At 69.2% G+C, this 12,905-nt stretch carries 10 protein-coding genes; 7 read left to right on the top strand and 3 right to left on the bottom strand.

Annotation, left to right across the window (positions count from 1 at the left end; translation table 11 throughout):
- Positions 1-424 precede the first annotated feature (424 nt).
- Together ACIHAO_RS38170 and ACIHAO_RS38165 are read left to right on the top strand one after the other, a co-directional pair.
- On the top strand, positions 425-2,929 hold the full coding sequence (locus ACIHAO_RS38170; protein ID WP_396566399.1) for a PQQ-dependent sugar dehydrogenase: 2,505 nt from the start codon (positions 425-427) through the stop codon (positions 2,927-2,929).
- 73 nt (positions 2,930-3,002) lie between these two features.
- Positions 3,003-3,521 carry an NUDIX domain-containing protein gene (locus tag ACIHAO_RS38165; RefSeq protein WP_396566374.1) on the top strand — a complete coding sequence of 173 codons (519 nt, stop codon included), beginning with the start codon at positions 3,003-3,005 and terminating at the stop codon, positions 3,519-3,521.
- Here the strand turns inward: ACIHAO_RS38165 and ACIHAO_RS38160 are convergent.
- On the bottom strand, positions 3,496-4,107 hold the full coding sequence (locus ACIHAO_RS38160) for a TetR/AcrR family transcriptional regulator (RefSeq protein ID WP_396566372.1): 612 nt from the start codon (positions 4,105-4,107) through the stop codon (positions 3,496-3,498). The genes ACIHAO_RS38165 and ACIHAO_RS38160 overlap by 26 nt on opposite strands.
- An 83-nt stretch (positions 4,108-4,190) precedes the next feature.
- On the opposite strand from ACIHAO_RS38160, the gene ACIHAO_RS38155 reads away from it, so the two are divergent.
- Positions 4,191-5,066: a sterol desaturase family protein gene (locus ACIHAO_RS38155; protein ID WP_396566370.1), complete on the top strand. Its 876-nt coding sequence runs from the start codon at positions 4,191-4,193 to the stop codon at positions 5,064-5,066.
- A 211-nt stretch (positions 5,067-5,277) separates the two neighbouring features.
- On the opposite strand, the gene ACIHAO_RS38150 is transcribed toward ACIHAO_RS38155, so the two are convergent.
- Entirely contained in the window at positions 5,278-5,979 is a 702-nt protein-coding gene (locus ACIHAO_RS38150; RefSeq protein WP_396566368.1) for a glycosyltransferase, read from the bottom strand.
- Between the two features lie 84 nt (positions 5,980-6,063).
- Entirely contained in the window at positions 6,064-6,987 is a 924-nt protein-coding gene (locus ACIHAO_RS38145) for a hypothetical protein (protein WP_396566366.1), read from the bottom strand.
- Positions 6,988-7,037: 50 nt separating this feature from the next.
- Between ACIHAO_RS38145 and ACIHAO_RS38140 the strand changes: the two genes are divergently transcribed.
- The 4 genes from ACIHAO_RS38140 to ACIHAO_RS38125 all read left to right on the top strand — a co-directional run bounded on the left by ACIHAO_RS38140 (position 7,038) and on the right by ACIHAO_RS38125 (position 12,712).
- Positions 7,038-9,647: an FHA domain-containing protein gene (locus ACIHAO_RS38140; RefSeq protein WP_396566364.1), complete on the top strand. Its 2,610-nt coding sequence runs from the start codon at positions 7,038-7,040 to the stop codon at positions 9,645-9,647.
- A 190-nt stretch (positions 9,648-9,837) separates the two neighbouring features.
- Positions 9,838-11,052 carry a glycosyltransferase family 4 protein gene (locus tag ACIHAO_RS38135; protein ID WP_396566362.1) on the top strand — a complete coding sequence of 405 codons (1,215 nt, stop codon included), beginning with the start codon at positions 9,838-9,840 and terminating at the stop codon, positions 11,050-11,052.
- Entirely contained in the window at positions 11,046-11,753 is a 708-nt protein-coding gene (locus tag ACIHAO_RS38130; protein ID WP_396566360.1) for a class I SAM-dependent methyltransferase, read from the top strand. The genes ACIHAO_RS38135 and ACIHAO_RS38130 overlap by 7 nt, the downstream gene beginning before the upstream one ends.
- Positions 11,750-12,712, top strand: coding sequence for a prenyltransferase/squalene oxidase repeat-containing protein (locus tag ACIHAO_RS38125; RefSeq protein ID WP_396566358.1), 963 nt, complete (start codon positions 11,750-11,752; stop codon positions 12,710-12,712). The genes ACIHAO_RS38130 and ACIHAO_RS38125 overlap by 4 nt, the downstream gene beginning before the upstream one ends.
- The last annotated feature ends 193 nt before the right edge of the window (positions 12,713-12,905 follow it).

The raw sequence follows: 12,905 nt of genomic DNA, 5'->3' as shown, positions 1-12,905 counted from the left end.
CCGCCCCGCCCGGGGGTGGGGTCCGCGCGGGGGGGGGGGGGGGGGGGGGGCCCCCCACCCCTGGCGGGGGGGGGGGGCGGGCCTGAGTGGCCCCCCCCCCACGCTCGGAGTCGGTACGCGGATGGCGAACGCGAGGTTGCGGTAACCACCGTCAACCTGCCCTGTCCCACTGGGCGCGACACCCGGGCAGCCCGTTTCGCATGACCCTCTGTGTTGATGTTGGTCAAGTATTGACACGAAGCACCCTCTGGTGTGTGATCTGAACCATAGATAGGAAAGTTTCCTAACTAAAACTCCCTCCCCCGCCGGGCTCGCTCGCCCGGTCCGCCGTTGCACCTCCCGACCCCGAACTTCACGCATGGAGGCTCCAGTGGCACCCCGACCCCCGTGGCGCGCGTTGCTCACGTGTGCCGCCGCGACGGCGATGACCCTCGCCGTCCTGCCTGCTCTGCCCGCGGGCGCGGCACCGACCGACCACGAATCCGAAGCCGCGACGATCTCCCAAGGCGCCGTCGAAAAGAACCACGCCGGCTATTCCGGCACCGGGTTCGTGAACTTCGACAACGTCGCCGGCAGCTACGTCGAGTACACGGTGAACGCCGCGCAGGCCGGAACCCGGACGCTGACTTTCCGCTATGCCAACGGAACCACGATCGACCGGCCGGTTTCCCTGAGTGTCGACGGGACCATCTCCGGCACGCTGTCCTTCCCCGGGACCGGCGCGTGGACCACCTGGAAGACCGTCACCAAGGACGTCGCCTTGGCCGCCGGAGCGAACAAGATCCGCACCACCGCGACGACCGCGAACGGCGGGCCCAACGCGGACAAGCTCACCGTGAGCGGAGTGGCCGACGCGGAGGCACCGACCCCGCCGAAGAACCTGGCCGCCAAGGACATCAAGGCCCGCAGCGCCACCTTCACCTGGGAAGCGTCGACGGACAACGTCGGCGTGGTCCGGTACGACATCATGCGCGGCGGCAACGTTCTCAAGACCGTCGACGGGACCACCCTCACCGCGACGGTCGACAACCTGCAGCCGAACACGGCCTACGACATCTCGGTCGGCGCCTTCGACGCGGCCGGAAACCCTTCGCAGCAAAGCAATGTCGTCCAGTTCACCACACCGCCGAGCGGGGACACCACGCCGCCGACGGTGCCGGGGAACCTGCGCTCGACGTCGGTGACCGCGAACAGTGTTTCCCTGGCGTGGAACGCTTCCACGGACGACAGCGGCACCATCGCCGGCTACGACGTCTACCAGGGCACCACGAAGGTCGCGACCACACCGTCGCTCGAAGCCACGATCACCGGGTTGACGGCGAACACGTCGTACACCTTCACGGTGAAGGCGCGGGACCTCGACGGCAACGCCTCGGCCGCGAGCACCGCGCTGATCGCGAAGACGAGCGGGAACGCGGGCGGCGGGATCCCCGAGTACGACAAGGACATCACCAAGGTGGACCTCGCCTGGTCGGTCGACTTCCTGCCGGACGGCACGGCGCTGGCGACCGAACGGGACCGGTTCGAGATCCTGCGGATCACGCCGTCGGGTGAGAAGACCGCGGTCGGCAAGGTGCCCGGCGCGGTCGGCACCAACGGCGAGGGTGGCCTGCTCGGCATCGCGATCTCGCCGAACTACGCCACCGACCACGCGGTCTACCTGTACCACACGGCATCCGGCGACAACCGGATAGTGAAGATGACCTACGACAACGGAAAGCTGTCCTCGACGTCGACGCCGGTGCTCACCGGGATCGCCAAGAACCGCTACCACAACGGCGGAAGGCTGCGCTTCGGCCCGGACGGAAAGCTCTACGTCACCGCCGGCGACGGACAGAACAAGGACACCGCGCAGAACAAGGGATCGCTCAACGGCAAGATCCTGCGGGTCAACCCCGACGGCTCGGCGCCGAGCGACAACCCGTTCTTCTCCACCGGCGGCAACGCCCGCTACGTGTGGAGCTTCGGGCACCGTAACCCGCAAGGCCTGGCGTGGGATTCCCGTGGCCAGCTGTGGGCTTCGGAGTTCGGCGACGGCAAGCTGGACGAGCTCAACCTGATCCAGAAGGGCGGCAACTTCGGCTGGCCCCAGTGCGAAGGCACCGAGGGCACCTGCGGTGGCACCGTCGCGCCGAAGAAAACCTGGTCGACGAGCTCCGGCGGGCCGAGCGGGATCGAGATCGTCAACGACTGGATCTACGTCGCGGCCGTCACCAGCGAGCAGCTCTTCGCCACCCAGATCAACGCGGCGGGCAACGGCGTCGGTTCGGTGCAGTCGCTGTTCTCCGGCCGCTGGGGCAGGCTCCGCTCGGTCACCAAGACACCGGACGGCGGCCTGTGGGTCACCTCGACCAACGCGGACAAGAACGGCGGCACGCCGAGCGGGATCGACAACGTGGTGGTGCGATTGAAGTTCCCCGGTGGCGGGCAGCCGGGAGCGTTCAAACTGACCAGCTCCGCGTTCGCCGACAACGCGTCGATCCCGGACAAGTTCACCTGTGCCGGTGACGGCACCGCGGGCCAGGACACCTCCCCGCCGCTGGCGTGGAGTGCCGGGACCACCGGCGCCAAGGGATACGCGGTCGTCTTCGCCGACGTGGCCAACAACGGCAACAAACTGCACTGGGCGATCTGGGACATCCCGGGGTCCACAGTGTCGCTGCCCGAAGGCCTCGGAGCGGGCTACACGGTCCCGAACCAGAACGGTGCCAAGCAGAAGGCCATGGGCAGCGGGGCGAACTCGCAGAAGTACTTCGGCCCCTGCCCCGGTGGCTCCAGCCATCCCTACACGTTCACGCTCTACGCCCTGAAATCGGCGACGGTACCGGGCTTGTCCTCATCCTCGACGATGGCCCAGATCGAGACGGCGATCAAGAACGCCTCGACGGCCAACGTCAAACTGCGCGGCAAATCCAGCGCCGCGTCCTGAGTCGCGGTCGGGGTGTCCGGAGCGGCGCCGGGCACCCCGGCCGTTTCCACGCCAAACGCCTGAGCTCCCCACGGTGAAGGACTGGAAGTTCTGCCCTCGCTGCGGCGACCGCACGCGAATCGCCGGCGACGGCGAAGACACCCATGTCGCATGCCCCGCCTGTGGCTTCACCAAATACGACAACCCGCTGCCGACCACGGTCGGGCTCATCCTCGACGGCGACCGGATCCTGTTGCTACGCCGGGAACACGAGCCTCGGAAGGGCAGCTGGGACACCGTCGGAGGGTTCCTCTCCGGCGCGGAGACCGCCGAGGAGAACCTCGTCCGCGAAGGGCTCGAGGAAGTCGGCTGCGAACTCCGGAACCTCCGGTTCGCCGGAACGTACCCGTCCGTCTACGGCGACACCGGGCTGATGACGATCGGTCTCGCCTTCGTCTGCGAACTTCCGCCGAACGCGGAAATCGTGCTGTCGGAAGAGAATTCCGAGTACGCCTGGTTCCCGCTGGACGATCGCCCTCGGCTCGCCTTCGCCGACTGCGAGGCCGCGGTGGCCGACTTGGCGGCGCTCACCAGCCGAACAGGTTCCGCATGATCCGCGAGCAGCGCTCGGTCATCGCCGCGGCGTCCTGATCCGGCTGGTCGATCCACCAGCTGATCAGGGAATCGACCACGCCGGTCCACACCTGGGCGATCGCCTCGATGTCTCGATCGTCGTCCAGCCCGCGCGAGTGCATCAGCTGCGCGGCGCCGATCAGCGCGAATCCGTCGAGCCGATGGCGATAGTCGACCGCGACACCGGCGATCTCGCCGGTCGACGGCACCGTTGGGTCGCGGAGCAGCTTCCACGCGTACCGGTCGTTGTCGAACGTCTCGAAAATGGCCGAGAGCACCGCGAGCGGCATGCGTTCCGGCGGCTCGCCCTTCTCCGCCATCGTCTCGGCGACCCCTTCGGTCAGCCTGTCCCCCGCCCGGTGCAGGCAGGCGAGGTACAGCCCGTCCTTCGAGCCGAAGTACTGGTACAGCAAGGGTTTCGTGACGCCGACCCGGCGGGCGATCTCCACCATCGACGCCCCGGCGTACCCGTTCTTGCCGAACTCCTCCGTCCCGGCGCGCACGATCTGGGTCTCCCGTTCCTCACGGGGCACCCCCTTCGTGCCGACGGCCCTTGCTTCTGTCACGGCGGTTATCTTACCCTGAGGTAAATGACCCTAGGGTAAGTTACCTGATGGTCAGTTAACGGAGGCGCGACAGGAGAGGTGCGATGGCGGAGTTCCTTGCCCATTTGAGTGACCCGGTACTGCTGGCGACGCCGGTGTTCCTGCTGTTCGTCGCGATCGAGATCCTCGCGCTGCATGTGCTGGGACACGACGACAACGTCATCGGCTACAGCGTCAAGGACACCCGGACCAGCATGTCCATGGGCGCGGTGGCGGTGGTGATCAACGGCGTCTTCCGCATCGCCATGCTGTTCGTGTTCGCCGCGCTCTACGAACTGGCGCCGGTGAAGTTCAGCCCGCACGACTGGTGGACCTGGGTGCTGATGCTGCTGGGGCAGGAGATCGTCTTCTACGCCTACCACCGGGCCAGTCACCGCGTCCGGGTCATGTGGGCGGGCCACCAGGTGCACCATTCGAGCGAGCACTACAACTTCTCGACGGCGTTGCGGCAGAAGTGGACCCCGTACTTCCAGCTGCCGTTCTGGTCGATCCTCGCCCTCGCCGGAATCCCGCCGTGGATGATCCTCACCGGACTGTCGATCGACCTCGTCTACCAGTTCTTCGTGCACACCGAGAAGATCCGGAAGCTGCCGCGCTGGTTCGAGTACGTGTTCAACACGCCTTCACACCATCGTGTGCACCACGGCAGCGACCAGGAGTACCTGGACGCGAACTACGGCGGCATCCTGATCATCTGGGACCGGATGTTCGGGAGTTTCGTCCCCGAGGGCAAGCGGCCGACCTACGGGCTGACCAAGAACGTCGAGTCCCACAACCTGCTCAAGGTCGGCTTCCACGAATACGGCTCGATCCTGCGAGACGTCCGTGCCGCCGGCTCTTGGCGGGACAAACTCGGGTACGTGTTCGGCCCGCCGGGCTGGCAGCCCAAGGAGGCACTGAGCTCAGGCCGTGTCGTGTAAGTGCTGATCCGCGGAGAGGGAGCGGGGGACCTTTGCCATCACTTCGGCCGCCGCATGTTGCGAAAGCCACTTTCGCAACCTTGAAGGTTGCGAAAGTGGCTTTCGCAACCTCCCGAGATGTCTCACCCGAGCCGCTGACCTGCGAAAAGGGAGCAAGGGACCTTTGCTACCGCCTCCGGGACGGTCACCGCAACTCCTTGCCGGACACACCCTAAGCGCTCCTGCGCAACGCGGGTGAATTCTCCGGCCGGATCTCCGGCGGAAGGCTTTCCAGCGGCGGCCGCTGGGTGAGGGCCACGTCGGTGAGCACGAGTTCCCGCTCGACGCCCTCCCCCACACCACGCCGGAATTGGGCGAGTGACGTCGACGGCGGCGCCGCGGAGATCACCCGGCCGCCGCCGTCGGGTTCGACGCCCGCCGCCCCGGCGAGCGGCCGGTGGTAGAACCCTTTGACGTAGGCGATTCCCGGGTCGGTCAGCAGGGGCCCCAGCAGGCCGGTCACGTAGCCGGCGGTGAAGTCGCGCAGATCGCCGTCGACGAAGACGACGAGATCACCGGTGGTTTCGGCGACGCCCTTCCAGAGCGCTTCCCCCTTGCCCGGCAAGCCTTCCAGAGCCGGGAACACCGCGTCCTGCGCGACGACGTCCGCGCCGGCCGCGCGGGCGACCTCGGCGGTGGCGTCGGTGGAATGGCTGTCCACCACCAGGATTTCGTCCACCAGGGGGAAACGTTCGACGAGTTCACGCCGGATGGTGCCGACGATCGCGCCGACGGTCTCCGCCTCGTCGCGGGCCGGGATCACCACCGAAACCCGCGTCCCGCGTTTGGCGACGACGAGTTCGCCCGCCCACCAGTCACCCGCCCGGCTGCTGCGCCGGGCGAGCCACGTGCCGACCTCCGCCGATACCCGCATGGCTGCCCCTTCCTCGAAGATCACCTCATCGGGAAGCTTCGAGGGGAGCTGTTTCCATCCGTCGTCACCACGGAAACCGCCGCGTTACGCCTGCCCGCCGCAGGTTAACGACCGGGAGAGGGCCTCACCGGTGCGGCGTTTGGCGAGGTAGAACGCCGCCTCGTGCGGTTTCGCGCCGTTGTCGACGGTGTAGCCGCTGTCCAGGACGCCGTCGGCGCCGGGGAACAGCCTGCTGAGATCCGGCCGGGCGGCGACGAGATCGTCGCGGTCGGCCAGGTTCACCCAGCTCGCGACGCCGGGCGGGACGGACGGCGGCTGCGGGCGGGTCCGTTCGTAGACCACCGTGCGCAGGCCCAGCGGCGAGCCGAGGGTGAGCAGCAACGGCAGCGGGCGGCCGTGCAGATGGGCGGCTTCGTAGGCGACGACGGAACCGAGCGAATGCCCGATGATCGCCTCGGTCTCCGGGCCGATGTGTTCGGCGACGCGGTCCTGCACACGTTTCCGGATCGTCTCGTCGGTGAGGTACAGCGTCACCTGTTTGAGTGCCTTGACCACCACGCGTTCGGCGAACGCCACCCCGAGCCTCGCGAACGGCTTCAGCCGCACCAGCGCGTTCAGCACCGGGCGGGCGGCCGCGCGCACGCCCTGGGTTTCCCCGTCCGGACCGCCGAGCCGGGCCAGTTCGGCACTCGCCCGCTCGCGATCCGTCTCGCGGGACGCCGAACCGGCCGCGTTCCGGAGCCACTCCCCTGCCAACGCCTCGGCGAGTTCCCACTCGTCGGCGGTGAGTTCGTCGGCGCCGCCTTGCTGGCCGTCCTTGAGGAAAAGGTCACCGTAGAAGGCCATCCGCGCGTCACCGGGCCGGGCGTCGCGCCACAGGGAGTCGGCCAGTCCGGCGTCCCCGGCGAGCCGGACACCGCCCGCCAGACTCGGCAGCCATTCCGCCTCGAGGGTGTCCGCGGACTTCTGTTCCTGGGCGATGCCGTGCACCAGAACGATCCGAGCCATGGCGCATGGTATCGCGGCCGCCCTTGCCGGTGACCGTCCGATGAGACAAAGTGATCTCCGTGGGAGAGCGGAGGTCGTTGGTCGTCGCGTCGCAGTGCGACTCGCTGAACCTTCTCTCGTTCCTCCCCGACGCGGGCCGTCAGGTTTCGACGGCCTTGCTCGACCCCGAGATCGGCGGCTGTGTCCCCGCGCTCCAGGACGGCCGCGGCCTGCTCGTCGACCCGACGATGGTCGAGCTGGACGACGCACTGGTGGAAGCCTTCGAGCGTGCTTCGGAAGACGAGGCGACGCTGTTCCTTTCGCTCGTCGGGCACGGCGAATACGCCGACGACGACTTCTACTTCCTCACCAAGGACACCGGCCTGCCGGTGGACAGCCGGAAATCGTTCCTGTTCGCCCAGCGCATCAAAGAGCTGCTCGGCCGCTACTCGATGCTGGACGGTTTGGTGATCCTGCTCGACACCTGCCACGCGGGAATCGGGGCGAGGCAGGCGGGCCGACGCTGGCTGCGGATCGTCGGCGAGGCGGGTCGACGGTTCGACCTGCTCACCGCCTCGGACGACCGTGTCGCGGCGAACGGGTGTTTCAGCCGGTCGCTGGTTTCGGTACTCCGGTCGGGGCACGCCGAGTTCGGCGAGCGCGTCCGGTGCGCGGACCTCAAACGGGTGATCACCGGCCTGTGCCCGGCGCAGACCGCCATCCATCTGGGTTTCGACGGCACCCGTGAGGTGGCCGAAGCCGACCAGGGACTGTGGCTCGCGCTGAACTCCTCGCCCGTCTGGCGGCGTTCTCCTTTGGCAGGCAACCCGGCCGCGCCGCGGATCGAGCGGCTGACCGCGGACTACCGGCCGGATCCGAAGCTCGGCGAAGCCGTCGGGCACCTGCTCACCGGAACCCGCCTGGTCGTGCTCGCGGGCGAGGCCGGCACGGGGAAGTCGGCCATGCTCGCCGCGCTGGCACGGCCGTCTGTGGCCGGTTCGTACGTGCCGCCGGACTTCCTGCACGCCGTGCTGTTCACCGGCCGAGGTGAGACCGCGGAACAGATCGCCCGTGAACTGGCCAGGCAGTTGCGGCGCACCGTCCCCGGGTTCGCCAACGCCGAAGACGCCCATCGCGGCGGGCTCGACGACGTCGGCCGCGCCGGCGCGAGCGCGTTCGAGCTGGCACTGCTCGGCCCGCTGCGCCGTCTCGCTCCACAAGGGACCGGCGGTCCGGTGCGGATCGCGATCGACGGGTTCGACGACCTCGATCCCGGGCTCCGGCGGCGGCTGCGCGGGGTCCTTCTCGACCTGTCACTGGACCCGGCGCTGGCGTGGGTCAAAACGGTGGTGGCGACCCGGAAACCGGACGTCCTGGAGTCGGCGTTCGTGATCCGGCTCGGTCAGCGGGACAGTGTCCCCGGACGGATCCTCGAACCGGAGGAAGCCTACGTGGGCGACCCCGTTCCAGGACATGACACCGGCTCCCCCACTTCGCCGCGGATCACTCCCGCCACCCTGATCATCGACGTACCCGGCCTCCCGCCCGCGCGGCACGAACTGTCCTTCGGGCTCACGACGCTCGGCCGCAGCAGGAACGCCGCGCTCCGGCTCGGCGATTCGCGGGTTTCCCGGCTCCACTGCGAGATCCGCTGGGACGGCACGACGGCGTGGCTGACCGACCGGGATTCCGCCAACGGCACCTTCGTCAACGGGAAACGGGTGCTGAACGCCGAGTTGGCGCATCGGGACGTGCTCCGGCTCGGCGATTCGACGGTTACCTTCATCAGCGTCACGCAGGCGGACCGAGAAGAGGAAGACGAGGAGCGAGGCACCGGCGCGGTGGCCTCGCCACGGCCGGGTCACGCGGTCCTGCTGGAGCTGCTGGGTCTGGCTTCCGGACGCGGGCCCATCCCGATCTCGATCCTCACCGCGGCGAGCGCGGCCGCGGGCGGGCCGGACCGGCGGGTGCGTGTCCGCGATTTCCTGGCCGGGCTCGGTGACGCGGTCAGCCGGACGCGAGCGGGCCTCGCCGACGAAACCGTCCTGTGGACCGGTGCGCCGCCCGAGCTCTTCCCTGCTGTGGCGGCCCGTCTGCACGCCTGGCTGGCGTCGGCGACCTCGGAGGTGGCACTCGTGACCGGAGACGACGAGCCGACGCTCGAACAGAGTTACGCCGAGGCCAACGAGGCCGAGCACCTCTGGCTCGCCGGGCTCCGCGAAGACGCCCTCGCCTCGTTGGAACGCCGGACGTCCCACATCCCGGTCGAGAACCGGGAACGCTGGGCGTTCTGGGCGAACCGCGCGGCAGGCGAGCTCGGCGAGACCGACCGGATCACGTTGCGCTGCAAAGCACGGCACGCGACGTGGACCGGCAAGGCGGGTGACGCGGCAGGCGCACTCGCCCGGTTCGAAGAACTCCTGCCGATCGCCACCGCCGCGCTGTCCGACGGCGACGAAGACGTTTTGAGCATTCGCAACAACATCGGGCATCTGCTCGCCGAACTCGGCCGCTTCGAGGAGTCCCGGGCCGAGTTCGAAGCCCTCGTCCGCGACGCCACCCACGCGCTCGGAGCCGACCATCGCGAGACACTGCACGCGCGGCATTTCCTCGCGGTCGCGACCGGCAAGACCGGGAACGGCGAGGAATCACTCCGGCGAAGCGACGGGACGGCTGAATGACCGGCATCCCGACGTCCTCGACCTCCGGTACGGTCTCGCACTCACCCTTGCCAAGGCCGGGCAGGTCACCGAGGCGCTGCCGACGTGGACCTTGCTGCTCGGCGATTCCGTCGAGGTCCGCGGCGAACGCCACGGGGAAACCCGGAAGATCCGCGAGCAGCTCGCGTACTGGAGCGCGCGGGAGTGAGCGGTGAGCGCACTGCGGATCGCGCTCCTGACCTACCGCGGGAATCCGCGCAGCGGCGGTCAAGGCGTGTACGTCCGGCATCTGAGCCGCGAACTCGCCGCGCTGGGGCATCGCGTCGAGGTGCTGTCCGGGCCGCCCTATCCGGAGGTCGACGACGGCGTGCGGCTGACGAAGATCCCGGGGCTCGACCTGTTCGCGGAGCCGGATCCCTTCCGGACACCGCGGCCGCGGGAGTTACGTGACCTGCCGTCGTGGGTGGAGTTCCTCGGCATGCGCCGCGGCGGCTTCCCCGAACCCCTCGCCTTCTCCCTGCGTGCCGCCCGGCATCTCGCGAAGCGCAGGGACGACTTCGACATCGTCCACGACAACCAAGGGCTCGGCTACGGAATGCTCCACTGTGGACTGCCGACCGTCGCCACGATCCACCATCCCCTCGCCGTGGACCGGGCTTTGAAGCTCGCCACCGTCACCGGACGCGACGCGGCTCGGGTCAAGCGGTGGTACGGGTTCGTCGCCATGCAGCACCGCGTCGCGCGGCGGCTGCCCACGCTGACGGTGTCCCGGGCTTCCCGCGCGGCCATCGGCCGGGAAATGGGTGTCCCGGAGGACCGGATCCAGGTCGTCCCGCTCGCCGCCGACACCAGGATCTTCCGGCCGCGGCCCGAAATCCACCGGATCCCGGGCCGGGTCGTGGCCACCGCCAGCGCGGACGAACCACTGAAGGGGCTCGAACACCTCTTGGCGGCGTGGGAACGGATCGAAGGCGAATTGGTGATCGTCGGCAAACCGAAACCGGACGGTCCGGCGGCGCGGGCGCTCGCCCGGCTCGGCCCCGGCGCGGGCGTCCGATTCGTCACCGGGCTGACCGACGACGAACTCGCACGGTTGCTGTGCTCGGCCGAAATCGCTTGCGTGCCTTCACTGTTCGAAGGATTCTCGCTGCCGGCGGCCGAGGCGATGGCCTGCGGAACGCCGGTCGTCGCGACCACGGGCGGCGCACTTCCCGAGGTCGTGGGTGACGCGGGGATCCTGGTGCCGCCGGGTGACGTACCGGCGCTCGCGGAGGCACTCACCAAAGTCCTCGGCGACGAACACCTGCGCGCCGATCTCGCGGCCCGCGGCAGGGAAACGGCGGGGGCGCTGAGCTGGCGGCGCACTGCCGAGGAGACCGCCGCGCACTACCGGCGGGTCCTCGGCCGGGAGCGTGCGGGGTGCTGACCGTCGACTTCGACCGGTTCCCCGTCGGCCCCGGGGACCGGGTGCTCGACCTCGGCTGCGGGGACGGACGGCACGCCTATGAAGCGTACAAACGCGGCGCGGACGTGGTCGCCGCGGACCTCGACGACACCGCGCTGAAGTACGTGCGGGACATGTTCGCCAACCTCGCGAAGGCGGGCGAGACTCCCGCCACGGCCTCGGCGATGGCAGTCCGCACGGACGCCCTCCGGCTCCCGTTCCCGGCAGGCTCCTTCACCCGGGTGATCGTGGCCGAGACACTGGAACACATCCACGCCGACCGGACAGTGCTCGCGGAGGCGAGCCGCGTGCTGGCACCCGGTGGACGGCTGGTGGCGACCGTGCCGCGCTGGTGGCCGGAACGGATCTGCTGGCTGCTCTCGGACGCGTATCACCAGGTCGAAGGCGGGCACATCCGGATCTACCGGCGCCGCGAACTGCTCGGCAAACTGACGGAAGCCGGGCTGCGGCCGACCGGAAGCCATCACGCGCACGCGCTGCACTCGCCGTACTGGTGGCTGAAATGCGCTGTCGGCCCGGACGAGGAGCACCGGCTCTGCGCGCTTTATCACCGGTTCCTGGTCTGGGACATCATGCGGAATCCCCCGCCGGTGCGGTTCGCCGAGCGAGCGCTGAACCCGGTGCTCGGCAAGAGCCTCGTCGTCTACGCCCGCAAGCCGTGAAGGCCACCGCCGCCGGGATCGCGGCCGTGCAACGGCCGGACGGCGGGATCCCCTGGGAGACCGGCGGACACCTCGATCCGTGGAATCACCTCGAAGCCGCCATGGGACTGGACGTCGCCGGACTGAAGGCCGAGGCCGAAGCCGCGTACGACTGGCTGCACCGGAACCAGCGTCCTGACGGATCGTGGGCGGCCAGGTATCGCGACGGCAAGATCGACTTGTCCACTATGGACACGAACTTCACCGCCTATGTCGCGGTCGGGACGCGGCACCATTTCCTGCTGACCGGGGATCGGGCCTGGCTGGACCGGATGTGGCCGGTCGTGGACAGGGCAGTCGACGCCGTCCTGCGGCGGCAGCAGCCGTCGGGCGCCATCTCCTGGCGCGACGACCCCGAAGTCCGGTTGGTCGCGGGATGCGGCAGCATCCACCACGCGCTGACCCAGGCACTGGCGCTCGCGTCCACGATGGGGCTGGACCGTCCACAGTGGCGGGACGCGGCGCGCCGGCTCCGCGCGGCCCTGGTCGGCGAGCCACGCCTGTTCGCCGCGAAACCGCACGCGATGGATTGGTACTACCCGATCCTGGGGTCCGTCGTGACCGGCGCCGACGCCACGGCGCGGCTCGCGGCCGGCTGGGACCGGTTCGTCGAACCCGGCCTGGGAGTGCGTTGCGTGCACCACGAACCGTGGGTCACCGGCGGGGAAACCGCCGAACTGGCACTGACCCTCGCCACCCGCGGCGAGCGGGCCCGCGCGGGCGAACTCCTCGCTTGCGTGGCCCGGCTTCGGCTCGACGACGGCTCGTACTGGACCGGATATCAGTACGCGGACGACGAGTTCTGGCCGGACGAGCGCACGACGTGGACTTCGGGCGCCGTCCTCCTCGCCACCGCCGCGCTCGATGGCGACCCAGCCACGTGCGAAGTCTTCGGCGAGCAACGCAACCGTCAGGTGTGATCGCTGGTGACAGTGGGACGGCTGTGACCTCGACGGCCGGTCGCGAAGTACAAGGCGTGACTCGCGTGCTTGGGGACGCAACTCGCGTGTCTGGGGGCGTAACTCGCGTGTTTGGAGGCCGCACTTGGGAGCGCGGAGTCCGAACACGCGAGATCCGGGTCTGAGCACGCGAGTGCGGTGCCGCGTCACCCAG

Source organism: Amycolatopsis sp. NPDC052450, assembly GCF_044547565.1.
Lineage (GTDB): Bacteria > Actinomycetota > Actinomycetes > Mycobacteriales > Pseudonocardiaceae > Amycolatopsis.
This window is presented reverse-complemented; position numbering and strand designations above follow the sequence as displayed.

What these genes read in the sequence shown, in the direction of transcription:
- ACIHAO_RS38155 (WP_396566370.1), top strand. Translation starts at nt 4,191, where the DNA reads ATGGCGGAGTTCCTTGCCCATTTGAGTGACCCGGTACTGCTGGCGACG.
- ACIHAO_RS38145 (WP_396566366.1), bottom strand. Translation starts at nt 6,987, where the DNA reads ATGGCTCGGATCGTTCTGGTGCACGGCATCGCCCAGGAACAGAAGTCC.
- ACIHAO_RS38170 (WP_396566399.1), top strand. Translation starts at nt 425, where the DNA reads ATGACCCTCGCCGTCCTGCCTGCTCTGCCCGCGGGCGCGGCACCGACC.
- ACIHAO_RS38150 (WP_396566368.1), bottom strand. Translation starts at nt 5,979, where the DNA reads ATGCGGGTATCGGCGGAGGTCGGCACGTGGCTCGCCCGGCGCAGCAGC.